Annotated in this window: 29 protein-coding genes; 3 read left to right on the top strand and 26 right to left on the bottom strand. The window is 46.6% G+C overall.

The features are described from left to right. Positions 1-19: 19 nt before the first annotated feature. The 14 genes from BUA78_RS10355 to BUA78_RS10290 form a co-directional block, all read right to left on the bottom strand. On the bottom strand, positions 20-565 hold the full coding sequence (locus BUA78_RS10355) for a F0F1 ATP synthase subunit delta (RefSeq protein WP_072914087.1): 546 nt from the start codon (positions 563-565) through the stop codon (positions 20-22). Next, entirely contained in the window at positions 559-1,053 is a 495-nt protein-coding gene (atpF, locus tag BUA78_RS10350) for a F0F1 ATP synthase subunit B (RefSeq protein ID WP_072914085.1), read from the bottom strand. Before atpF ends, BUA78_RS10355 begins: the two co-directional genes overlap by 7 nt. Before the next feature lie 111 nt (positions 1,054-1,164). Further along, on the bottom strand, positions 1,165-1,398 hold the full coding sequence (gene atpE / locus BUA78_RS10345; protein WP_011879445.1) for a F0F1 ATP synthase subunit C: 234 nt from the start codon (positions 1,396-1,398) through the stop codon (positions 1,165-1,167). 39 nt (positions 1,399-1,437) lie between these two features. Then, on the bottom strand, positions 1,438-2,232 hold the full coding sequence (gene atpB / locus BUA78_RS10340) for a F0F1 ATP synthase subunit A (RefSeq protein WP_072914083.1): 795 nt from the start codon (positions 2,230-2,232) through the stop codon (positions 1,438-1,440). After that, complete coding sequence (locus BUA78_RS10335) at positions 2,229-2,696, bottom strand: ATP synthase subunit I (protein WP_072914081.1); 468 nt, start codon at positions 2,694-2,696, stop codon at positions 2,229-2,231. The genes atpB and BUA78_RS10335 overlap by 4 nt, the downstream gene beginning before the upstream one ends. A 4-nt stretch (positions 2,697-2,700) precedes the next feature. Continuing rightward, on the bottom strand, positions 2,701-2,931 hold the full coding sequence (locus BUA78_RS10330; RefSeq protein WP_072914079.1) for an AtpZ/AtpI family protein: 231 nt from the start codon (positions 2,929-2,931) through the stop codon (positions 2,701-2,703). A 230-nt stretch (positions 2,932-3,161) separates the two neighbouring features. Beyond that, entirely contained in the window at positions 3,162-4,316 is a 1,155-nt protein-coding gene (gene wecB / locus BUA78_RS10325) for a non-hydrolyzing UDP-N-acetylglucosamine 2-epimerase (protein WP_072914077.1), read from the bottom strand. Between the two features lie 91 nt (positions 4,317-4,407). After that, positions 4,408-4,722: a MazG-like family protein gene (locus BUA78_RS10320; protein WP_072914075.1), complete on the bottom strand. Its 315-nt coding sequence runs from the start codon at positions 4,720-4,722 to the stop codon at positions 4,408-4,410. Between the two features lie 293 nt (positions 4,723-5,015). Continuing rightward, entirely contained in the window at positions 5,016-5,459 is a 444-nt protein-coding gene (locus BUA78_RS10315; RefSeq protein WP_072914073.1) for a deoxycytidylate deaminase, read from the bottom strand. 15 nt (positions 5,460-5,474) lie between these two features. After that, positions 5,475-6,716: a serine hydroxymethyltransferase gene (locus BUA78_RS10310; RefSeq protein WP_072914071.1), complete on the bottom strand. Its 1,242-nt coding sequence runs from the start codon at positions 6,714-6,716 to the stop codon at positions 5,475-5,477. Positions 6,717-6,964: 248 nt separating this feature from the next. Continuing rightward, positions 6,965-7,414: a ribose 5-phosphate isomerase B gene (rpiB, locus tag BUA78_RS10305; protein WP_072914167.1), complete on the bottom strand. Its 450-nt coding sequence runs from the start codon at positions 7,412-7,414 to the stop codon at positions 6,965-6,967. A gap of 11 nt (positions 7,415-7,425) precedes the next feature. Beyond that, complete coding sequence (locus tag BUA78_RS10300) at positions 7,426-7,887, bottom strand: low molecular weight protein arginine phosphatase (protein WP_072914069.1); 462 nt, start codon at positions 7,885-7,887, stop codon at positions 7,426-7,428. A 118-nt stretch (positions 7,888-8,005) separates the two neighbouring features. Next, positions 8,006-8,545 (bottom strand): manganese efflux pump MntP, encoded by a 540-nt coding sequence (locus tag BUA78_RS10295; protein WP_072914067.1) that lies wholly within the window; start codon positions 8,543-8,545, stop codon positions 8,006-8,008. 200 nt (positions 8,546-8,745) lie between these two features. Continuing rightward, on the bottom strand, positions 8,746-9,810 hold the full coding sequence (locus BUA78_RS10290) for an L-threonylcarbamoyladenylate synthase (protein WP_072914065.1): 1,065 nt from the start codon (positions 9,808-9,810) through the stop codon (positions 8,746-8,748). 292 nt (positions 9,811-10,102) lie between these two features. On the opposite strand from BUA78_RS10290, the gene BUA78_RS10285 reads away from it, so the two are divergent. Beyond that, on the top strand, positions 10,103-10,801 hold the full coding sequence (locus tag BUA78_RS10285; protein ID WP_072914064.1) for a nickel/cobalt transporter: 699 nt from the start codon (positions 10,103-10,105) through the stop codon (positions 10,799-10,801). Between the two features lie 151 nt (positions 10,802-10,952). After that, positions 10,953-11,876: a stalk domain-containing protein gene (locus tag BUA78_RS10280; protein WP_072914062.1), complete on the top strand. Its 924-nt coding sequence runs from the start codon at positions 10,953-10,955 to the stop codon at positions 11,874-11,876. Between the two features lie 88 nt (positions 11,877-11,964). Here BUA78_RS10280 and prmC read toward each other — a convergent pair whose 3' ends face one another. The 4 genes from prmC to rpmE all read right to left on the bottom strand — a co-directional run bounded on the left by prmC (position 11,965) and on the right by rpmE (position 15,235). Beyond that, positions 11,965-12,822 (bottom strand): peptide chain release factor N(5)-glutamine methyltransferase, encoded by an 858-nt coding sequence (prmC, locus tag BUA78_RS10275; protein ID WP_072914060.1) that lies wholly within the window; start codon positions 12,820-12,822, stop codon positions 11,965-11,967. Positions 12,823-12,980: 158 nt separating this feature from the next. Further along, positions 12,981-14,051, bottom strand: a complete 1,071-nt coding sequence (gene prfA / locus BUA78_RS10270; protein WP_072914057.1) for a peptide chain release factor 1 — start codon at positions 14,049-14,051, stop codon at positions 12,981-12,983. Next, positions 14,041-14,919 carry a DUF1385 domain-containing protein gene (locus BUA78_RS10265; RefSeq protein WP_072914055.1) on the bottom strand — a complete coding sequence of 293 codons (879 nt, stop codon included), beginning with the start codon at positions 14,917-14,919 and terminating at the stop codon, positions 14,041-14,043. The genes prfA and BUA78_RS10265 overlap by 11 nt, the downstream gene beginning before the upstream one ends. Before the next feature lie 118 nt (positions 14,920-15,037). Then, complete coding sequence (rpmE, locus tag BUA78_RS10260) at positions 15,038-15,235, bottom strand: 50S ribosomal protein L31 (protein WP_072914053.1); 198 nt, start codon at positions 15,233-15,235, stop codon at positions 15,038-15,040. A gap of 436 nt (positions 15,236-15,671) precedes the next feature. Here rpmE and BUA78_RS10255 point away from each other — a divergent pair, with 436 nt between their 5' ends. Beyond that, positions 15,672-16,007 (top strand): hypothetical protein, encoded by a 336-nt coding sequence (locus tag BUA78_RS10255; protein WP_072914050.1) that lies wholly within the window; start codon positions 15,672-15,674, stop codon positions 16,005-16,007. Between the two features lie 352 nt (positions 16,008-16,359). On the opposite strand, the gene BUA78_RS10250 is transcribed toward BUA78_RS10255, so the two are convergent. From BUA78_RS10250 to BUA78_RS10215, 8 genes are all read right to left on the bottom strand, one after another. Continuing rightward, positions 16,360-17,310 carry a peptidoglycan DD-metalloendopeptidase family protein gene (locus BUA78_RS10250; RefSeq protein ID WP_072914048.1) on the bottom strand — a complete coding sequence of 317 codons (951 nt, stop codon included), beginning with the start codon at positions 17,308-17,310 and terminating at the stop codon, positions 16,360-16,362. A 118-nt stretch (positions 17,311-17,428) separates the two neighbouring features. Next, positions 17,429-18,808 (bottom strand): transcription termination factor Rho, encoded by a 1,380-nt coding sequence (gene rho, locus BUA78_RS10245; protein ID WP_072914046.1) that lies wholly within the window; start codon positions 18,806-18,808, stop codon positions 17,429-17,431. Between the two features lie 62 nt (positions 18,809-18,870). After that, entirely contained in the window at positions 18,871-19,374 is a 504-nt protein-coding gene (locus tag BUA78_RS10240; protein ID WP_072914044.1) for a DUF2062 domain-containing protein, read from the bottom strand. Between the two features lie 256 nt (positions 19,375-19,630). Then, a complete protein-coding gene (gene fsa / locus BUA78_RS10235; protein WP_072914042.1) occupies positions 19,631-20,278 on the bottom strand; it encodes a fructose-6-phosphate aldolase in 648 nt (215 codons plus the stop codon). A 39-nt stretch (positions 20,279-20,317) separates the two neighbouring features. Next, the gene (locus BUA78_RS10230; protein ID WP_072914040.1) at positions 20,318-21,172 is read right to left on the bottom strand and encodes a class II fructose-1,6-bisphosphate aldolase; all 855 of its coding nucleotides are present in this window, start codon (positions 21,170-21,172) and stop codon (positions 20,318-20,320) included. A gap of 269 nt (positions 21,173-21,441) precedes the next feature. After that, a complete protein-coding gene (locus BUA78_RS10225; RefSeq protein ID WP_072914038.1) occupies positions 21,442-22,131 on the bottom strand; it encodes a hypothetical protein in 690 nt (229 codons plus the stop codon). Positions 22,132-22,220: 89 nt separating this feature from the next. Further along, complete coding sequence (locus BUA78_RS10220; protein ID WP_072914036.1) at positions 22,221-22,628, bottom strand: response regulator; 408 nt, start codon at positions 22,626-22,628, stop codon at positions 22,221-22,223. A 114-nt stretch (positions 22,629-22,742) separates the two neighbouring features. Further along, the gene (locus BUA78_RS10215; protein WP_072914033.1) at positions 22,743-23,480 is read right to left on the bottom strand and encodes a Yip1 family protein; all 738 of its coding nucleotides are present in this window, start codon (positions 23,478-23,480) and stop codon (positions 22,743-22,745) included. Between the last annotated feature and the right edge of the window lie 11 nt (positions 23,481-23,491).

Genomic DNA, 23,491 nt, shown 5'->3' with positions numbered 1-23,491 from the left:
ACTGGTTCACCCCTATCTATTAACTGGTTTTGGACATGAGGCGTGATTGTAAGGTAGCTAAGCGAGTTTTGATGCTGCCATCAATAACTTTACTACCTATTTTTACGATAACGCCACCGATGAGAGAAGCATCTACCGCGAAGGTAGGCTCTACTTCTTTACCGGCTAAGCGAGAAGCTACTTTGACTAGCTCTTGTTTTTGTTCTTCGTTAACTTCCACCGCGGTGATTACTTCGGCTGCCACTTTGCCACGAGCTTCGTTGGCCAGTGCAGAAAACTCGGCAGAAATACCAGCTATATAGTTTTCTCTGCGCTTGTCTACAACGAGTCCAAGGAATTTCATGGTTTCGGCAGAAACCTTATCGGCGAAGAGAGTCTTTAACAGGTTTTTCTTATCGCCGGCTAATACCTGCGGGTGATATAATATTCTTTGGAGTTCCCGGGTCCCTTCGACTGCTTCGGCTACACCCTTTAATTCCTGTTCAATGGTTTCCAGGGTGTTATTGGCCTGGGCAATCTCATACAAGGCCTGGGCATAACGTCTGGCCACAGCCCCTCTTAACATGGCAGATCGCCTGCCTCTTTAACAAATTTGTTAACCAGATCCTTTTGAATGTCATCGTTGAGTTTCTGGTCAATAATTTTGCCAGCCACCAAAATGGAGAGAGTAGCAACCTGATCTCTGAGTTCGGCTACTGCCTTTTCTTTTTCACGCTGGATATCAGCCAGGGCACCGTCTCTAACGCGTACAGCTTCAGCCTTAGCAGCTTCAATAATCTGCTGGGCCTGTTCTTCGGCATTTTTAGCGGCACGGGCCACTATTTCTGCAGCCTCTTGGCGAGAATGCTGCAATTCGGCTTGTAAGGAAGCCCGTAGGGCTTCCGCTTGCTTTTTATCTTCTTCGGCGGCAGCAATGCTGCTTTCGATCAGTTCTTTGCGTTTTTCCAGCATGTTCATAAAAGGCTTGTAGGCCACCGCCCGGAGCAGGATTAATAAGACCAGGAAGTTGAACATCTGGGCTAACAACGTGCCATTAAAACCTAAGCTCTCCACAAATTCCCCTCCTTCCGTCTGGGCGGACAATAAGGAAGGCGATTGCGGGCTTGGAGAAAGCATTAAGCCCGCCAATCGCCCCCGTCCATAGAAACACTAGATTCTTAGGGATTAACCAAGCTTACCAAACAACATGAAGGCGAGTACAACGGCAATAATGGGGATAGATTCAATTAGACCTACAGAGATAAACATGGTGGTTTGGATGGTACCTTTAGCTTCGGGTTGACGAGCGATGGATTCGATGGCTTTACCAGTACAGATACCATCACCAACAGCAGCACCCAGAGCACCTAAACCTACGGCTAAGCCAGTTGCGATAGCAGCAGCAGCTCCTACTTCCATTTATTTCCCCTCCTTTCATGAGATGTTAATCACTTAAACCTAGTGGTGGTCAGCGTCGTGATGTGCAGCAAACTGGGAAACGTATGCGATGGTAAGCATAGAGAATACGAAAGCTTGAACCATACCTACGAACACTGAGAAAGCTAACCAAATTACGGACGGAATAAAGCCACCAAAGACATAAGCATTAATGTTGATTAGGCCTAGTAATACAGCAATTAGAACTTCACCGGCGAAGATGTTCCCGTAAAGACGGAAGGCCAGTGTAACTGGTCTGGCAATTTCTTCGATTAGGTGAATAACCACAAAGGGTTTAAAGGGTTGGAAATAGTGGCCGATATGGCCGCCTACTCCGTTAGCTTTAAGACCGTGGAAGTGAATTAAAAGGACAACAATTAGAGCCAAACCAAAGGTCGTGTTTTTATCCGCCGTGGGGGAACTTAATGTTGGTATTAGACCCAACAGGTTGGAAAAGGCGATGTAGATAAAGAATGTCACAATAATGGGCATCATAGCAGCGCCTAGTTTGTTGCCTAAGTTGTTAAATACTTGTTCCCCTAAGAATTGCCAGAGTAGTTCAAAGGTAGACTGTGCTTTTCCTGGCCTTCTGATATTCAGGTTTCTGGTGCAGAACCAGGCAAAGAGCAGTACCAGTGCCATTGCAATCCAGGTCATGATCATGGTCCTGGGACTAATACTAAGACCCATAATGTTCCAGTACTTATCGTAATCCGTGAACAGTGGGATACCCCAGTAGTTTAGTTCTAGCTCCACCGCGTGCAGCATATCATGGTGTTCACCTGCCGCTTGCGCGGCTCCCGCCGCAGCACTCATGCGTTTTCACCCCCTTCACGTTGAATTTGCTTAACTTTATTATTATTGAGAGCATTTTGTTTTAAAGTGCTCTCTTTAATTAACGTGATAATGAAGTCCGCTACAGACAACACCGGGGCAACAAACAAGCCTACCGCTGCGGCATTCACGTTGACAGTGGGAATTCTGATAGACAACCACAGGGTGGCCATAATAATGATTAGGCGGATAAATAAGCCCCTGCGCATATGTGCAATTGCTTTGCCAACATCTTTTATAGCAGAAGCCCTTTTAATTCTCTTGCTCAGCAGGATGGCGTTTTGTAAACTCACCAGTGAGCCGATAAAAAGTCCCTTATACACACTATTTTGAAAATCGAAGACAAGGGCCAAAGCCATAAAAGCAACAATGATGGCAGTGGATTTTACCGTTCTTTTCAATTGTATTTCTAAACTTGGTATAATTTCAGCACCCTGACCCAGCATCGACTCACTCCTCGTCCTTCTTGCGGAAGGTTTCCAATGTATGGTAAACCCCCCACATCCCTGCAACCATTCCCAGCAGTAACCCTGCCAGCATCAGCCAAGGATCTGTATGAAACTTATTGTCGAGCCATCGCCCTGCCATAAAACCAAGCACGGTTGCTGTGGCAATTTCTATACTGATGGACGATGCGAGCGCCAAGGCTCTTAACGGGGCTCCTTTAGATTTTTCACTCATGATCGTCGGCCTTCTTTGCTAAAATTTAGATTGGCTTATTCCTTTATTCACAATTGTCGTCACCAAGACATTGTATTTTTTGTCAGCCAGACGTCATTTCTTTTTGGATTACTTTATTAACTTCTACAAGATTTTCTTAATTCCTCCAGTAAAATCATGAAATTAGCAAACTTTTTAAATAATTTTTCAATATGTTTATCTTAATTTTCCAAATATGGATTTATTTTATGTTATTTTGCAGCTAAAAATTCTTGAGGCAGGTCCTCAGCTAGATTAAATTTGTGACAAATAAAATCTGTAATCCTTTTGGCGGCCAGTCCATCACCGTAGGGATTGACGGCTTCAGCCATAGATTGGTATGCCTTGGGATTATTTAACAGCTCCCTTGTGACAGACAGTACAATCTGGCGATCAGTACCGACTAATTTAACAGTACCTGCCTCCACAGCCTCTGGTCTTTCCGTGGTATCGCGCAGGACTAGTACGGGTTTGCCTAAGGAAGGTGCTTCCTCCTGTAAGCCACCGGAGTCGGTGAGTACTAGATAACAGCGCTGCATTAGGTTGATGAAGGGCTCGTACTGCAACGGTTCGATGAGATGCACCCTGGGTAGGTTCCCTAATACCTCCTGGACCACCCGGCGAACTGCGGGATTCATATGTACCGGGAAAACAATCTCCACATCGGGATGGGTTTCCACGATTTCCTTGAGAGCCAGGTAGATAGCGCGCATGGGTTCACCAAGGTTTTCTCTACGGTGGGTAGTTACCAGCAGGACTCGACTACTACCAAAATCTATCTTATTCAAAAGTGGGTCAGAAAATACATAGTTTTCCTTTACCGTTGCCTTGAGAGCATCGATGACGGTATTTCCTGTGACAAAAATATTGTCTATGTTGATATTTTCTTGTAGTAAATTTTGCAAAGACTTTTGTGTTGGAGCAAAATGATACTCCGCCAAGGCCCCGGTAAGGTGCCTGTTCATCTCCTCCGGGAAGGGGGAATATTTGTTGTGAGTACGCAGGCCTGCCTCCACATGGCCCACAGGAATCTGGCGGTAATAGGCCGCTAGGGCGGCCACAAAGGTGGTCGTGGTATCTCCATGAACTAGCACTAAATCTGGGTTGCAGTCTTTGAGGACATCCTTTAAGCCGCTTAGGGCACGGGTGGTTACATCGTAAAGGGTTTGGCCTTCCTGCATAATGTTCAGGTCGTAGTTCGGCACTATATTGAACAAATCGAGAACCTGGTCGAGCATTTCTCTGTGCTGGGCAGTTACAGCCACCAGCGACGTTATTTTGTCACTGCGTCGGTTTAGTTCTTGAACTAAGGGCGCCATTTTGATGGCTTCCGGTCTAGTCCCGAATACAGTTAATACTTTGATCATGTTATCCTCCGTTTTTTTGTCTGGGCTAATGGGTATTTCTTTTTGGATCCTGGTATTTGGTTTTAGTCTTTTATGGTTTGTATGAGTTTATTTACTCCTCACTTAGGTAGCCCTTCCGTATTAGTTTTTCTATATGTTGTTCCTGAGCCTTTTCTATGTTTACGCCGTAGTGTTCCTCAAGTACAAACATCATGCTGACAGCGGTTTGAGCGACATCTAGCAGTTCTTTGGTGATGAGCTCCATCACTTCTTTTTCTTCACACCGCGCCTGTTCACCACTCATGCCGCGGAGTTTGCCAATAGCCTGGGCCAATTCACCAGCCTCTTCCATTAGCTTAAGGGCGGTGGATTCCATGGTGGGAGAGAGTTGGTTCAACCTGGGTAAGGCAATATTTTTAGTTCGCACTGGTGCCTCCTAAGATTAAAAAGAATTACTTAGTAAGCATTCATCCAGCGACTAAAAAAATCCTTCATATTTATATATTTTTCATTAAATCAGATAAGAAAATTCATGGAGAGTTTTCTGGGGCAGCTATTGAGTATTTATTGGGTCCTGTCCACGGCTTGAGGAAGTGCTTTGGGGCCCTGCCTAAGCTAATACTGTATTTCTTTGGATTCTGGTAAGATACCAGGCCCTTAAGGAATACCTTTAGCTTAGACAAGACCCCAAAGAAATGCTTACTTGGCCTAGAAGGCTTTTTAGGGGAACTTGATTAGTTCTACGTCTGCTTCTTTAAAGATATCGAGGGACAGTTCATCCGGGTAGTCACCACTGTAGATAACCTTTTGAATGCCTGCATTGACGATCATTTTGCTACACATGACACAGGGTTGGTTAGTTACGTAGATGATACTTCCTTTGATGGCTGTTCCATGCACCGCTGCTTGGATGATGGCATTTTGCTCGGCGTGTAGAGCACGACATAGTTCATGCCGCTGGCCTGAAGGGATGCCCAGCTTTTCTCGTAGACAACCGATTTCCAAGCAGTGGGTTAATCCCGCCGGAGCACCATTATAGCCGGTGGCTAGGATGCGGTTATCTTTCACAATCAACGCACCTACCTTGCGGCGTAAACAGGTGGACCGGGTGGCTGCTACCCGAGTGATTTCCATAAAGTATTCATTCCAGGAAGGGCGGGGCATGGTGCACCTCCTCCCTTAAGCGTACAGCGGATACTTATCGCACAATTCTTTTACCATAGCTCGGGCTTTGTCTTGAACTGCCTGATCATCCTTGGCCTTGAGGGCTATGCTGATGATTTCTGCTACTTGATCCAGTTCTGCTTCTTTAAAGCCCCGGGTGGTAATAGCGGGGGTTCCTAGGCGGATGCCGCTGGTAACAAAAGGTTTTTCTGGGTCAAAGGGGATCGCGTTTTTGTTGCAGGTAATGTGTACTTCATCCAATAGTTTTTCCGCTTCTTTACCAGTGGTGCCGGTTCCTCTAAGGTCTACCAGCATAAGATGATTGTCTGTACCGCCGGAAACCAGGTTGAAGCCGCGACTCATTAATCCCTTGGCCAGAGCCTGAGCATTGTTGATGGTTTGCTGCTGATAGGCTTTGAATTCCGGTTTTAAAGCTTCGCCAAAGGCCGCGGCTTTGGCAGCAATTACATGCATTAGAGGGCCGCCCTGGCTACCGGGAAAGATGGCTTTATCAATGAGTTGAGCATATTTTTCTTTGCACAGGATCAAGCCACCTCTAGGACCACGCAGGGTCTTATGGGTGGTGGTGGTAACCACGTCAGCATAGGGTACGGGATTTTGATGCAAGCCCGCAGCCACCAGTCCGGCAATGTGGGCCATATCTACAAAAAAGTAAGCTTCAATTTCTTTAGCAATTTCTCCAATTTTTTGAAAATCAATAGCCCGGGGATAGGCGCTGGCCCCGGCCACAATCATTTTCGGCTTTTCACGCAAAGCAATTTCCCGTAGTTCATCATAGTTAATACGGCTGGTAGCCTCATCAACTCCGTAGGCTACAACATTGAAGTATTTACCGGAGACATTAACCGGACTGCCATGGGTTAGGTGACCACCATGGGCTAAATTCATGCCAAGGATTTTATCTCCTGGCTGCAGCAGGGCAAAGTAAACGGCAAAGTTTGCCTGTGCCCCAGAGTGGGGTTGCACATTTGCATGGTCCGCTCCGAATATTTCTTTGGCTCTGCTGATAGCCAAACTTTCGGCGATATCTACAAACTCACAGCCGCCATAGTAACGCTTGCCGGGATATCCCTCGGCATATTTGTTAGTAAGCACGGAGCCTTGGGCTTCTAGTACCGCAGGGCTGACAAAGTTTTCGGAAGCAATGAGCTCGATGTTACGTTGTTGGCGGGAGAATTCCAGTTGGATAGCCTCGTGTAGCTGAGGGTCGGTTTGGGCCAATGTGGTTTTTTGCATGGGGGTTCCTCTCCTTTTTTAGGCCTGGGGCCTTTGCCTTTGGCTTTTTATTTGGTATTTCTTTGGGATCTTGTAGATATTACATCCTGTTGTAATAGGGATATAAGTCAGACTTAATAAACAATAATTCTCATCAGTTATATAACCTGGATCTTTTATCATTTCTAAGAACTATTACTTCATAGTTCGACCCAAGAGCATGTAACAAAGTTGATTCCTTATTTCATTCAATTTATGTCTAGGAAATATCAGCAACCATACTTCTTCTCTATCGCAGTAATCTTGTCCACCCGCTCCGCATGACGCCCTCCTGCAAAATCGGTGGTTAGGAATTTTTCTACTATTTCCTGGGCTTTTTCTAAGGTAAGGAAGCGGGAGCCTAAAGTTAGGACATTGGCGTTGTTGTGTTCGCGGGCCAGACCGGCGATTTCGGGGTCAAAAACGTTAGCGGCACGGATGCCGGGAACTTTATTAACGGCAATGGCCATGCCAACACCAGAGCCACAAATAAGAATACCTAATTGGCAGGTACCGGAACGAATTTTTTCTCCTACAGCCAAAGCGAAGTCGGGGTAATCGCAGGAATCTGTAGAGTTACAACCCGTATCTTCTACGGTAATACCCTGGCTTTGTAGGTACTGGCAAACTTGTTCTTTCATGGCAAACCCTGCATGGTCACTGCCAACTATTATTGTCATGTCCTTCACTGTCAAACCTCCATATTGATGAATTTACGTAAAGCTGTTCTAATATGAATTGCTAGTTCTTCGGCGCAAGTACGATACACCTCCACCGGGCTACCATAGGGGTCAGAGATGTCTCTGGCAATTCCCACATAGCTTCCCAAGGTAAATACTTTTTCCTTGGCCTGGGGTAGTATGCTTAGAATCTGCTGCCGGTGAGCTTCTGTCATGGTAAGTACCAAGTCAGCTTCTAAAACCATTTCCGGCGTCAGCCTTGAGGCCTGGTGATGAGATAACTCGACACCCTGTTCGGACAAAGCTTGAACAGCTTGTTCCGCGGCTTTTTCTCCAGGCCATGCCATAATCCCGGCAGAGGCAAAAATTACACCCGTTAGGTCCATTTCTTCTGCTATTACTCTGGCCAAAGCTTCAGCCATGCAGCTGCGGCAGGTATTTCCTGTACATACAAAAAGGATTTTCTTTTCCATCGCTTATTATCTTCCTCCAATTGTATTATTCCCAGGGCAGCTTATCCGCATAAGAAAAAGCGACCCATTTTGGAAACATACATGGACGCTTTATTTCTACAATTATGTTGTTTTTCCTCTAAAAAAATAATTTTATACCGATACCTGTTAAAATAATCCCACCCACCAGTTGGGCTTTGTCACCAATCTTACCCCCTACGTATTTTCCCAGGGTTAGCCCGCAGAAGGTCATCAGCCCTGCCACCACCCCGATGACACCAGCTGCTAAGGCCAAGTTAACATGTTGGGTACCCAAAGTAAACCCCACACTAAGGGCATCCATACTGACACTGGCAGATAATAATAGCAGACCACCAATAGTGGTAATGCTAAAGCCCGGTTCTTCATCGCCGGGTTTAATGGCATCCCAAATCATTTTCACACCTAGGAAAACCAGCAGCAATGCGCCGGCAATAGAGGCCGCTTGCCCTACTTTAGCACCGAGAAAACCTCCCACATACCAACCCAGCAGGGGCATAAAGATATGGAAGACTAGTACCATTAGGCTAATCGTTGCAATCTGCCTGCGGTTAACACCAGCAATGCCAATGCCTACACACAAAGAAAAAGCATCTGACCCCAAAGCCACAGCCAGGGCCAGGAGAGTAAGGATTGACAAGATAACACCGTCCTTGTATCGACCGACAAGCCATAAGCTACTGGCTAGCGGCTTGTTTGTTGGGCCTTTGGTCATTGTCCATTGGCTTTTATAAGTATTATCAAAGTATCTTTTGCTACTATATGTATACCCCAGCAAAAAATTACTTTATAACTTTAAAATTATGACCTGTATCTATTGATAAAGTGCACACAAGTATTCTAGCACTCGACGATCTCTGTGGCAGCACGTTGGAGGCGATTCATGACAGCTAGGCCAATACCTTTGGTGTCTAGTCCCTCCGCGAGAATGGTATCTACTTGGAGTTTATCGAATTGCCTTAGTAGCTCGAAAAGTGACGCCGCTGCTGTAGCAGGATTTTCTCTGGTTCCCAAGGGCAGAACAATGGCCTCACCAGGATAGTAATGGATGTTTTCTTTGCTCGCCAAAATTCCTACGCGTTTGCCCTGGGTCGCAAGTTCCTTTAGGTGAGCTGCCAGTTTCTCTCTTACCCTCTGCGGTACTCCGGTAAAGAGAATCATCGGGGCGGTTGGGGCATAGTGTTTATATTTCATCCCCGGGGAACGAGGTGCCTGATTTTTCGGCAATTTCTCCCCCAAGACTGACGGATCAATGATGACCTTTGGCAGAACCTGTTTAAGCTGTTCGTAGGTTACCCCGCCGGGACGCAGGATCACCGGCACAGCACCGGTGAGATCGAGAACGGTTGACTCCAAGCCCACACCTGCGGGACCGGCATCTAACAGGGCGTCGATGCATCCTGCTAAATCCGTTCTTACATGGTCTGCGGTAGTAGGACTGGGCTTGCCCGATTTATTGGCACTGGGAGCTGCAATGGGTATCCCTGCAGCAGAAATCAGGGCCAAAGCCACCGGGTGATCTGGCATACGGATAGCCACAGTGTCTAGTCCACCGGTAACCTCCCGAGGAATTTCTGCAACCCCAGGAACCACCAGGGTTAGGGGGCCCGGCCAAAATGTTTCCATGAGTAGTTTAGCCGCCGTAGGTAGTTGCCGACTGAGGCCTACTGCCATTTGTAAGTTAGCCACATGTAATATTAAAGGATTATCTGAAGGGCGACCCTTGGCACAATATATTTTGGCCACTGCCTCACTGCTTAAGCCGTGGGCACCCAGACCATACACGGTCTCCGTGGGAAAGGCCACTAACCCCCCAGCCTTAATAATAGCTGCCGCTTTTTCAATAATCTGTTGATCCGGGTGATTAGGATGTAGCTGCCACACCTGGGTAGTGATGTTCTCCATTTTTTTGTATCTCCGTTTTATGCATCTGCACTATTGTATCTTCATCCTTACGGTGGAAATTATAACATGATTTATAGTGGATAGCCATTGGCCTTTGGCTATTTTAGTTATCTACCAATGTTTATTAGATAGCTGGATTTTATGGATATAGGTGCCGGAATTGGCATAAATTGTCCCGTGCTAAGAATAGGAATAAAAGAAATACACTCGGGTTTTTACAACACCCGAAAAGCCCATGACCAGTTCTTTTGTGCAGTAGTATGCTCTATTGCTAATTCAGGAGGTTAGTACCATGGATTTCTGGCTGTACTTTTTCTCGGCCCTGGGAATTGGGGCTTTGCATGCTTTGGAACCAGGGCATGGTAAGAGCATTATGGGAGCCTATTTAATTATGTCCCGAGGTAGGTCGCGGGATGCGGTCGTGTTAGGGCTTACCTCTGCCATCACTCATACTATGGTCATTGTAGTGCTGGCCATACTGACTCATTCTGCCACTGCTTTGGCTATATCCACTGTATCCATACCACAAGATAGAGTGGAAACCTGGCTAAAATTAGGTTCTGGCTTGATCATTGTATTGGTGGGACTGCGCATGGTTTTTCGTCGAAGTCCCACTTGCAGTTGTGGCTGTGGTCATTCCCATCATGCACCGTCTAAGCTCCTGCGACGCCAACCACAAGCCAAAGGAAATCTGCTGGATATCCTATTGCTGGGCTTTACAAACGGTCTTCTGCCCTGTCCCAGTGCTTTGGCTGTCCTACTGCTAGCGGTTAGCAGCGGTGCTTTAATCAGCGGCTTAGCCCTGGTTTTCGCCTTTGGCATTGGTGGTGCCATAGCTCTGGTGACGATCGGTCTAGTATTTGTTAAACTATCCTTCCTGGCGGGGGGAGCATTTGATCGGGGGGCCTGGCGGCTGCTGCCCAAATTAAGTGGCCTGCTGATTTTTGCCATTGGCGGAGTCACCACTTACGGAGCGCTGCTCAAACTCTAACTTACTTGGGTGAAAATCTCCCGCTGGAAGCTTGGCTATCTCTAAAAAATTACTTGAAACGGAGATTTGATTGTTCATGCAAAGGTTGACCGTGGTCTTACTTACTTGTCTTTTCTGTTTGCTTTATGCCCCAGGAGTCCAGGCTACCCCGTTGAATAATGCGGTATTTCAGCCTGGCAGTGACAAGTATATCGTCAATAATCAAGAACAGCAAATGGATACCATTTCTTTTATCGAGGACGGCCGGGTTTTTGTACCCATTCGTTATTTAGCCTATGCTTGTGGCGTAACCGATGAGAATATTCTTTGGGACCCAGCTTCTCAAACTGTGCAGCTACTATTGGCAGATAAACAGCTTACCTTGCAAGTGGGGAGTAATCAGCTGATTCGTCAAGAAGGCATGATAGAAGCAGATGCCACACCCCAAATCATTGGCGCCAGAACCTACCTGCCTGCCCGTTGGGTCGCAGCGTACTTTGGCTATACCGTGGATTGGGATACAGCAAACAAAGCTGTGCTAATTTATCCCTCCGAACAATTGAAACCTCGGCCTCCGCTGCCAGTGAAGATTATTCTGGTAAATAAACAATTCCGGCTACCCACAGATTATCGAGTGGGAGGGGACTCACTCATTCATTTTAAGGGGTATCCCTTTTCTTCCTTATTACAAGAGCCACTGCAAAATTTATTTACTGCCGCTGCAGGGCAAGGGGTTTCTTTAACCATTACCTCCGGTTATCGTACGGCGGCTGAACAGCAAGCCATTTTTAACAACCGGGCCAGCCAGTTAGGCCTAAAAATGACAACGTCCACCGTAGCTCCGGTGGGACATAGCGAGCACCAAACAGGTTTGGCTGTTGATATAGCCGGGAATGGTAAAGCCTATGCCTGGTTAGCAGCAAACAGTTGGCAGCACGGTTTTATCCTACGTTATCCCGAGGGTAAAGAGACCATCACAGGGTATTCCTTTGAACCCTGGCATTTTCGCTATATTGGGCTGCCTATTGCAGCCTTTATGCACCACAAAGGAATTGCCACGCTGGAGGAATTTATCTATTATTATGCTGGCAGCTAACTAATTTTCAGTTTGCCCGTATGCCTGTGGGCAAATTTTATACTTTCCGATAGGTCAAAAAGCCAGGCGGAATTTTGTTCCTTCCTGGCTATTTCCTTTGGGCTACTACCAGACGTTCGCGGCAGGCCAGATCCAGTTTTATCTCAGCTTGCCACCGCTCTTCCGGTAACATCTTTTTCGCAGCTTCTCCTTGTCCGGGACCGATTTCCATCAGTAAAAGGCCGCCGGGCTTTAGTAAGTTATAGGCCTGCGGCAGGAACAAACGATACAAATCCAAGCCGTCACACCCTCCATCCAAGGCTAAGTGAGGTTCATAATCTTTAACATCGGACATCAAGCCCGCTATCTCACCACTAGGTATGTAGGGAAGGTTAGCAGTAATAACATTCAACCTACCCGAAAGCTCTAGCGAAATTGGCTGCAGAAGATTGCCCTGCAGCAAGGTAACCCGCCGGTCTACCTGATGGAGTATGGCATTCTGCCCGGCAATTGCTAAGGCATCGGGCGAAAGGTCTATGGCATAGACCTGCAATCCCGGTAGATAGTTGGCCAGACTAACTGCAATGGCTCCACTGCCGGTGCCTACATCCGCAGCCAGACAAGCCCCCTCCCCCTGGGATTGGAGAAAAGCCAATGCTGTTTCCACCATCAGTTCGGTATCCGGGCGAGGAATTAAAACGGCTGGAGATACGACAAAATCCAATCCCATGAATTCTTTTGAGCCGGTAAGATATGCCACCGGTTCCCCCCAAGCCCGCCGATCCAGCAGATTTTTATACTGCTGCTGTTGTTCATCGGTAAGCACTACCTCTTCCTTTAGCAACAGACCAGTACGATCCAGTCCAGTGACCTTGGAAAGCAAGACTTGGGCATCAATGAAGTAGGATGGGCTGTTATGGAGCTTTAGTAGTTCGCGGCCCAGAGTAAGGGCCTGGCGCAGGTTCATAGGATGGGGTCACCTCTTGTATTGGTCATTTCATAAATTAGCGGAAGCATTCATTTTTCCATCTCGATAATAACTGAAAGCTAAAAGCCAACGACCAATAAAAGCAGCCTTCAGCGAAGGTAAACCCCTAAGCCGAAGGCTAATGGCCGATAACTGATCTACTCCTCCACCGCTTTCAATCTTTCCGCTTGGTCGGTGGTGATGAGAGATTCGACGATTTCGTCCAGATCCCCTTGTAGCACCTGCTCCAGACGGTGTACCGTCAGACCAATGCGGTGGTCAGTGATGCGGTTTTGGGGAAAGTTGTAGGTACGGATACGTTCACTGCGGTCCCCGCTGCCTACCTGAGATTTTCGGGCACCGGCGATGGCCTTTTGCTGCTCTTCCTGGGCTTTATCCAGCAGACGAGCTCGTAAGACCCGCATAGCTTTATCTTTGTTCTTATGTTGGGATTTTTCATCCTGGCAGGATACCACGGTACCAGTGGGAATATGGGTAATGCGCACCGCCGATTGGGTAGTGTTTACACACTGACCGCCGGGACCACTGGCACAGAACAGGTCAATGCGGATATCATTGGGACTGATATCAATATCCACTTCCTCGGCTTCGGGCAATACAGCCACGGTAGCGGCAGAGGTATGGATCCGTCCACCACTTTCGGTGGCAGGAACCCGCTGTACCCGATGCACACCACTCTCAAATTTGAGGATGCTGTAGGCTCCTTTTCCTTCAATGACGAAGGTCACCTCTTTAAAACCGCCGAGGTCAGTTTCGTTAGCCTCCATAATCTCGGTACGCCAGCCTTTCTTTTCGGCGTAACGGGAGTACATTCTAAATAGGTCGCCAGCAAAGAGAGCTGCCTCGTCACCGCCAGTCCCCCCACGGACTTCCACAATAACGTTTTTATCATCGTTGGGGTCCTTGGGCAGCAACAGAACCTTTAGCTGTTTCTCCAAATCTTCTATCTGACTTTGTAGTTCCGCTACCTCTAGTTCAACCATTTCCTTGAAATCTGGCTCTATTTTATCTTCCAGCATCAATTTGTTTTCTTCCAGATCTTTTTGAGCCTTTTTATATTGGCGAAATGCCTCCACCACATCCCCCAAATCCGAGTGACTTTTCACCAATTGCTGCCACTTAGACCGGTCGGACATTACCTCCGGATCGCTGATTTGGCTTTCCAGTTGAACATATTTATCCTCCAGTGCCTGGAGTTTACCGAACATGGATGTCACCTTCCTTATGAACTGCACAAAATGCCTTGATGGCAACTTCTACTTGGCTATCATCGGGTTCATTGGTGGTTAATTTTTGCATCCACAAGCCGGGTGCTATAAAGATTCGACATAATCCCCGGTCTTGGTACTTACCCGAGAGCTTTAAAAGCTCGTAGGCTACGCCGGCCACCACCGGCAACAGTAGGATACGGAAGAAAATCTGGCCGAACAGACCTGAAGCAGTAACGCCTGAGAAAATGACCACTTTGATTAAGATTACGATCAACAGGAAGCTGGTACCGCAACGAGGGTGCAGGGTGGAAAACCTTTGCACTGTCTCTACAGTTAGCTCTTTGCCCGCTTCAAAGGCATTGATGACCTTATGCTCCGCTCCATGATACATAAACACCCGCTGGATATCTTTCATGCGAGAAACCGCCAACACGTAACCTAAAAAGACTCCCAGACGGATAACACCTTCTATAATATTTCGAGCGAAGTTATCTTGAATGGCGGAAGCTGTAAAGTAGGTTAAAGAGGTTGGAATGACGATAAACAACACAATCGCTAAACCCAGTGAGAAAGCAATGGTTAAGAAGATTTCCCATTTGCTTAATTGCTCTTCTTCCTCTTCCCCCATGGCCTGTTCCGCCGAGTAGGCCAGCGCCTGAATTCCCATAATTAAGGATTCAAACAGCATTACCACGCCGCGAATAAACGGTAGTTTAAGAGCCGGAAACCTCTGGGTAATGGAACCTACGCTTTTTTCATCAACGACAATGCTTTCATCGGGACGACGTACAGCAACGGCTCGATGTGCCGGCCCCCGCATCATCACACCTTCAATAACTGCCTGGCCCCCGTATTGAAATGACATAAATTCATACCTCCATCTTTGGTTGAGTGTTGATTACCTTCTTGGAGTGGAAGCCATTATATTCCTAAAGGTTCCTAGATAAGGAAAAAGCAGAGCCACCGCTCTGCTAACTAAGCTATTACAAGCCGTATTTCTTACGGAACTTCTCAGCCCGACCACCAACTTCGATTTGACGCTGAGCGCCTGTGTAGAAGGGATGGCAATTGGAGCAAATTTCAACTTTAATCTCCTTCTTGGTGGAACCGGTCTTAAAGGTATTGCCACAAACACACTTTACTTCGACTTCATTGTATTTGGGATGAATCTTCTCTCTCACAAACTCACCTTCTTTCTCAACCTGTTACAAATGCAATGCTCTAGGAGCATCGGTTTTCTTGAAAACACACGTGAGTATTATAGCACGGTATTCGGGAATTTTGCAAGGAGTTGGACGAGGTTTGTTGGGTAATAACAGAGGCTTTTGACCATTGGCCTTAAAGGTCACTAGTTTAAGAGCTAGAGGGCAAAAAATCTTTTTTAAAAATATTATTACCATAAAAAGGAAATTTTAACACGGTGTCGTATATGTATATAAATACCAAAATTGGTATTTGTGTCCTGCTTGATTAGGTTCTGCGGTATGCGGGGAAGAGATATGCCTCCGCCGGGAGTGATGCTCCACTGACAGGCCTAACATTATTTCTGCAGGACCAAGGACAACTAAATATTGTTGGTCCTTTGACAGTACCTGCATGTTGAGGGAGGCGATTTGGATGTGTACCATCAAACATTCACCTGAGATCCTCGGGACTATGATAAACTGGCCATTAGGCCCGCCTAGCAGACTGTTCAAAGAAGAGGAGGTGCAACCACCACCGCAAAATGTCGGCAGACCAAAGCTAAGGAAGGTCTCCGAACAGGTTGGTGGGGCGGCGACATCGCAACTTGGCCCAGGTGACTCATTTAGTCCACCGGGAGGGCCTGTGCAAGACTCCGCTCCCTCCCTGTCAGGGGACCCAGGAATTCCCAGGCCACCAACCAGGGAAGAACTAATAAAACTATTGAAAGGATGTGATGTCTTAGGTGGTCGAGCAAGCCACCGCTCTTGAAAGACCCGCTTTAATTGAACAAAGTAACAGACAGTTTGACCATATAGCTTTTTTAGCCTTTCTCGGCCCTGCATAACCCAAGAAGCCAAGTCACGGGAATCATGCAGACGAAAATTTTACAAGACGCCCTGTCCTCGTGTAACATAAGGCTTAGATGCCTTTCTCCTATCTCAACCTGTCGCAAACTAAAGGTCACTTTCCGGAGAGTGACCCCGTGGCGAGTATAATAAAGCGTTGATTGTATTTATGTGGGAGATGCGGGACGGCGTTACGGATAACTGAATAAAGAACCATAAAATACCCCATCTGTTGGCAGATGGGGATTTTTTTAGTAGTCATGAAACTCTACTGGTTAAGCAAATAGCCTTTCTTTTAAAAAGAGTAACGGATCCAGGGGGACACCTTGCCGCAGCACTTCCATATGCAAATGCGGTCCAGAGGAACGACCCGTAGTCCCCACTAGGGCCAAAGCTTGATTTTTAGCCACTTGTTGACCTTCCTGAACCAACAGTTTGGAACAGTGGGCATACAGGGAGCGAATGCCGTTGCCATGGTCTATAATCACAGTTAGACCATAGGTACCTCTGGGTGCTGCCCAAACCACTCGGCCCTTTTCCGGCGCTTTAATAGCAGCACCAGATGCGGCACCGATATCAATACCTTCATGGGGACGGTCGCCCCGGATACCAAATTGTGAGGTTATTTCCCCGGCTACCGGCCAACCCCAACCACCAATTTGAATTTTACCGGCTTGTCCGGTGGTGGTAGCTGCAGAGACTATTGGCTGAGGACTCTCTCCGGGTATCTGTAAATTTTGACCCACTTTAATTAAGTCTGGGTTAGTTATGCGATTAGCTGCTAATAACTCAGACAGTGTAATGCCGTATTGACCAGCAATATGGGAGAGAGTTTCTCCCTCAGCAACCCGATGTTGCTCGATATCTGTTCCAGGTAGAGTTAAAGTAGTTCCCACCACAAGAAAATTATCTTGATTTAGGTTATTAGCCTTAGCCAGCATGTCTACTGTAATGCCCGTACGCTCAGCAATACTCCAAAGACTATCTCCTGCCCGAACCTGGTATTCCATATCTACCTTTTTCGCTTGGGTAGCCTTAGGAGCCTCCGTGGCGGATCTTTCTTGGAATACTTCTACTTCTACCTGACGAGCCATCGGAGGGGTATAAGCCCCTTCATACATAGCCTCGTCCAAGCCTGCATTGGCTGGAATCACACCCCATGCACTACCAACTATCAATCCAGCGGTAATCACCACCAGCCAGTATTTTTTGTTTATCGGAAACATAGAAAAATCACCTCGAATAGTAATAAGTGGGTCTGAAGGGAGACACACCATTAATAGTATATCCGAGGTGATGGGAAAATATGCATATTTTTTGGGCGCTAATGGCCAAAGGACATGGCTAGCTCCCCTCCCCCGTCCTGCGTCGATACTGACGTTTTTGGGGGTGAACAGCGGGTTGTATCGGAGATTGCGGAAGTTCCCTCAATTCGCTGGTGTTCGCTTGCATTTGAGCCTTTGGCTTAAAATCTCCTAGCAACTCTACATTACTGTTGGTATTTCTCATGCGCTCCAGAAGGTTGTCCAGGGCTTCAATGGGGCTCATGCCAGCAATGGCTTTGCGCAGGTTCCAAACATAGTCCAACTCGTCCTTTACTAACAGCAGATCCTCCCGCCTAGTGCCGGAGCGTTGAATATCGATAGCGGGGAATAGTCTGCGATCGGCCAGTTTGCGGTCTAGAATGAGTTCCATGTTACCGGTGCCTTTAAATTCCTCGAAGATCACATCGTCCATACGGCTGCCTGTCTCAATTAATGCGGTCGCTAAGATGGTTAGGCTGCCGCCCTCTTCCATATTACGGGCAGCACCAAAGAAACGCTTGGGCTTATGGAGCGCAGCCGGGTCCACACCACCGGACAGAGTGCGGCCACTGGGGGGAATAACCAAGTTATGTGCCCTGGCTAGCCTAGTAATACTATCCAACAAAATCACCACATCATGGCCACTTTCCACCAGCCGTTTAGCCCGCTCTAGTACCATCTCCGAAGCTTTAACATGATTCTCCGGTGGTTCATCAAAGGTAGAACTAACCACTTCTGCCTTAACTGATCGCTCAATATCCGTAACTTCTTCCGGACGCTCATCAATCAGCAGTATAAACAACTCTATTTCTGGGTGATTGGCAGTAATGCTGTTGGCGATTTCTTTGATAAGAATGGTTTTACCTGCTTTGGGAGGGGCAACGATTAATCCTCTTTGGCCTTTTCCAAGGGGGGAAATGAGGTCCATGATCCGAGTTGAGACTCGATTTGAAGCGGTTTGCAGCCTGATTCGTTCATTGGGATAAAGGGGGGTTAGACCAGCGAAGTGCATCCGTTCTGCGGCAAGTTCGGGGCGGCCGCCATTTACCTGTTCTACCCGTAAGAGGCCGTAGTATCTTTCATTATCCTTAGGTTTTCGAACCTGACCGTAGACCATGTCACCGGTTCTTAGATCAAATCTACGGATTTGCGAGTTTGATACGTAGATATCATCGTTGCTGGGAACATAGGTGGAGGGTCTTAGGAATCCGTAGCCGTCGGGTAAGATCTCCAGTACTCCTCCGGCATAGGATACACCACTTTGTTTGGATTGCAATTTGGATATCTCAAAGATTAGTTCCTTTTTTCGTAGTTTATAATAACCTTGTATCTCTAGATCCCGAGCTAGGGTATACAATTCTCGCATCGTCTTGGCTTCTAATTCAACCTGCGTGTTGGCAGGCTTATCTATTTCTGGCAAGTATATTCCACCTTCTTTAGAAAACTTAGCTTGCCTGCTTTGAATGAGCATAACCAAGTCACTTAGGTTTTATTCATTGCAAGCTGTTTAGGGTTTTTTTTAATAGCTTTTTGTCGAGCTTCCAGAAGCTTAATAGCCACAAAGTAGACCAGGATACCGGCAATAGCGGCATTTACCGCACTACCTACCAAAAAGGGTAACCCTAGAGTTTTAATTTTTAAAATAGCCTTGGTTACCATCGGGATACCCCCCATAATATCCGGGGTAATTGGTGGGGAAGCAGCAGCTCCCACCAATATTTTTCCGACAAAAATATTGAGAGTAAAAAATAATGGCACTGCAGGCTTAAAAAGTATCACTGTTAGGGTTGCAGCTACGGCGTGCACCCGAATAAGCTTGGCCACAATAAAGGATATCGGGATACTAATAAAAGGAACCGGTAAAAAATCAAAAGCGACCCCCAACGCAATTCCCTGGGCAACTTTTTGAGGTGCTTCCGGGAGATTTAGAAGCCGGTGGTAAGATTCTTTGCATTTACATAATAATGAATTTATAATGTTAGCCACCTTGAAACCTCCAAAAAGTAAAACCCCTCTACGGGATATAGTAAACTGACGAGCGGCAATATTCGCCAGATTTTAGTATACCCCAGGGAAGGGCCGGTTGTCTAGGGAAGATTGAGGATTGGGAATTGGCTATCGGCCGTCAGCCATCAGTCCTCGGCTTATTTGGGTAATCCCTATAAAAGAAGACTATGCATTAATGCGTAGTCTTCTTTTATAGTTAAATCACAGATTAACACAATAAATAATACGCCACAACCTAAACTCCTGTAAGCTTCGCCCAATCCGCTAGAAATGACTCTATTCCCTTATCCGTCAGAGGATGTTTAGTCATTTGTAGAAGGACTTTATACGGTATGGTGGCAATGTGGGCACCGGCTTTGGCTGATTGTAGCACGTGAAGGGGATGCCGGATGCTGGCGGAAATGATTTGAGTTTCCAGTGCGTAGTTATCAAAAATCTCTGCAATCTCAAAGATTAAACCAATGCCGTCGTGGCCAATATCATCCAAACGTCCCACAAAGGGGCTGACGTAAGTGGCTCCCGCCCGGGCTGCCAATAGAGCCTGATTAGCTGAGAACACTAATGTAACATTAGTCTTAATGCCTTTTTCGGCACAGGCCTTAGTGGCCTTTAAGCCCTCAGCAGTCATGGGGATTTTTATGACGATATTGGGATGGATGGCCGCCAATTCCACTGCTTCCTTCAGCATTTCTGCGGCTTCCAAGCTTATTACTTCAGCGCTAATGGGGCCATCAACAATGGAAGTTATTTCCCTTACCACCTCTGCAAAATCCCGGCCTTCTTTAGCAATTAAGGATGGGTTGGTGGTAACCCCTGAAATCACACCAAGGGAATTGGCAGCACGAATTTCATCCACGTTGGCCGTGTCAAGGAAAAGAATCATATAATACCCTCCTTATTGGAATTGGCAGTTATATCCGGACTATGCTTTCCCTGAGCTGCCAAACACCCGAATCTTCTGCCTGATCACCTGCGTAGCTGCTTCCCGTGCAGGAGCGAGGACTTTACGGGGATCGATTTCTTTAGGGTTATCCATTACTACCTGCCGGCAGGCATTGGTAAAGGCTTCACGAATGTTGGTATCGATGTTTACTTTACGGACACCCAGACGAATGGCCTCTTGGATAGCCTCATCTGGCACGCCGGAGGAACCATGCAGTACAATGGGGATGTTCACCAGGCTCACAATTTTCTCCAAGCGAGGGAAATCCAGTTTGGGAATTCCTTTATATTGACCGTGAGCGGTACCGATGGAAATGGCCAGTGCATCAACGCCAGTTTTCTCTGCAAAATACCGGGCTTCTTCGGGGTCGGTGAAGAAGGCATCTCTTTCATCCACGTGAATATCATCTTCCGTGCCACCAATTTTACCCAGCTCTGCTTCCACAGAGACACCCGTGGCCCGGGCAACTTCCAGCACTTTGTTGGTGAGGGCAATATTCTCTTCCAAAGGATATTTAGAGCCATCGATCATCACCGAGGTAAAACCTACCCGAATGCATTTCATGCATTGTTCAAAGCTGGTACCATGATCCAGATGCAAAGCTACAGGTACAGTGGCTTGGTTGGCTGCCAAATTGGCCAGGGCATAAATATACTCGATACCGGCGTACTTAATGGCACCTTGGCTGGCCTGCATAATGACCGGTGCTTTTTCAGCCTCAGCGGCTGCCAAAATGGCTTGCACAATTTCCATGTTGTTAACATTGAAGGCCCCTACAGCATAATTACCTTCTTGGGCTTTTTGCAATAACTCTTTGACAGGAACTAACGGCATTTTAGAAAAAACCTCCTTTTAATAATTAATGCCATATCCGAAAAATAACGGAAAGGTTAGTTTGGGTATGGTGTTATCTGTTTCTGTTGAAGCATATTGCTTCAAAATAATAAAAGCCCGGACCGCGTCCGAGCCGACGAACTGGTGCCAAGGCCATATCTTCGGGAACCATATTCCGGCGGAAATCTCAAGGCGGTCGTCCCCCTGATGAGGGGATAGGAACAGTATCACCATAGTTACCCAGAATTATGTCAATACTGCCTGGCTTGTTACGACTGTTTATTACGCTTACGCCGGGTCTTTTTGGTTAACTTCGGTGAGTTGGAGAAGCTATCAAGACATTTAAAACCGTGCTGAGCCAGCTCTATAGAATCCACCTGCTGAATTACGGTTAGGTCTTCTTCCGTTTCTGCATAAACAATGTTAATACTATCACATTCTTTACAGTGCAGTTCCAGCCGATCTAGAAAAACGTCTACTTCAATTCTGGTGTTGCCACACTGACAATACAGGCCACCGTTGTCAGCAATGTCCTGAAGACACTGCATAACTTGATGCATGACCTCGGGGTTATTGAAATATTCATCATAACCCAATTCGTCCATGAGGGTCTCTAAGCCTGTATCCAATGTTTCTGCCAAGCCCTTAACTTCTTCATAACTTCCGATAAATCCTAACTCCAGACCGGATTCTGGGCAGGCAAGAGTATTGGTTTTCTTTCCCCACAGGCGAGATCCAGAGATCTCACGAACATGTTTAGTCTCGCAAAAAACGCAAGGCAATTGAAGCCAATAACTTCTGGAAGGTTTGCTAACAATCCCCAGTAAAAAGGCCCCGCAAGAACAACTTATCTGCAGTTTTCCCCGACCTGAAAGGGCAAAACGTGAGAGGTTATGAAATTCTAGAGCGCCGCACTCCGGGCATCGAATAGCCAACGTGGTGACTGTGGTTATTAGCACCTCGATAACCTCCTCTTTGAGATAAAGAGTTCGCCACCGGAGATAAAATTCCTTTTTTTCTAGTTCAAATACCAGGACTTCCGAATTATCTAGCTGATATCCTGTTGAAACAACTGGAGACTTGAAACTTCGGCCAATAGACCCTTAACAAGAACCCTAACCTCATCCAAATCAAAGGGTTTATTCAAATAATGCCTAACCCCTAAATCTTTGGTCTGGGCCATTATTTCCACATCGCCATAGGCTGTCATCATGATCACGTTCAAAGGACCATAGTGCTTACGAATCTCCTGCAGTGTTTCGTAACCAGTCATTCCCGGCATTTTCATGTCTAGCAAAACTAAGGCGGGCAAGGTACAAGACAAAATTTTCAAAGCCTCTGCCCCGCTACCAGCCATTTTAACCAGATATCCTTCGTCTGCCAGCGCCTCAAACAATAATCTACGTATTCCCACCTGATCATCTACTATAAGAATATCAATAGTTTCTTGAGACATTGTATTCAGTTCCCCCTAAAATCATAACAGCTTTACGTAGCCATAGTTTTCGACGTTAGAGGATGAATACCTGCCTCTTCTTACGTATATTTTGAATTTGAGCAGTTTGTCCTATTACCATCTAGGTATAAAAGCCGACATAGCAGACATCAGCCCTACCATACTAAGAATAATAAGAATAAATACTGCCGCCACAGGTGTTAAAATAACTGCCACAGCCCTGCCGGTGCTAAGTAAATGTGCTTCTCGCATGCCAATGGTGAGCAAAATGAAGCCCCAAACCAAAACCATTAGGCCACCCAGGGTACTGACTACAGTGGCTAAATTAGGTAGTACCAAGGTAGTAAGAACATCCAAAGGAATTAAAAACACCGCGGGTAAACCCGCCAAGCCGTATATCACAAAGACCGTCCGGGCCTTCCCCTGGCCGCCGTAAAAATCAGCTAACAGGTGCAGTAGAGCACTGTAAAAAAACCATTTAACAAAGAAAAATAATGACCCTAGGATCGCCAACATCGGGGCGGCCGCCCGCAGGGCATCAGAAAATACCTTAGCCTTTGCAATCGGTAGTCCTATTTCTTGCCCAAAATTAGCTGATCCGCCATGGGCTGAAGTGTATAAACTGGTTAATAAGCTTAACAAGGATAGTGATATAACAATGACCAGGGTGGCTCCCAAAGGAGGGTTTTGGACTACCCGTTTCATGGTTTGCACCGGTTCAAACAACACCCCGTAAATGATTTCATAATAATTTAAAGGGCCTGGTGCCTCTGGATTAACAGGTACTGAGTTGTGGTCGGGGTCCTGAGGAATATCGTATTGGTTAGATTGATTATCATTTATTTCACTCAAAAGTATTCCCT

It is taken from the genome of Desulforamulus aeronauticus DSM 10349, assembly GCF_900142375.1.
Taxonomy (GTDB): Bacteria; Bacillota; Desulfotomaculia; order Desulfotomaculales; family Desulfotomaculaceae; genus Desulfotomaculum; species Desulfotomaculum aeronauticum.
This window is presented reverse-complemented; position numbering and strand designations above follow the sequence as displayed.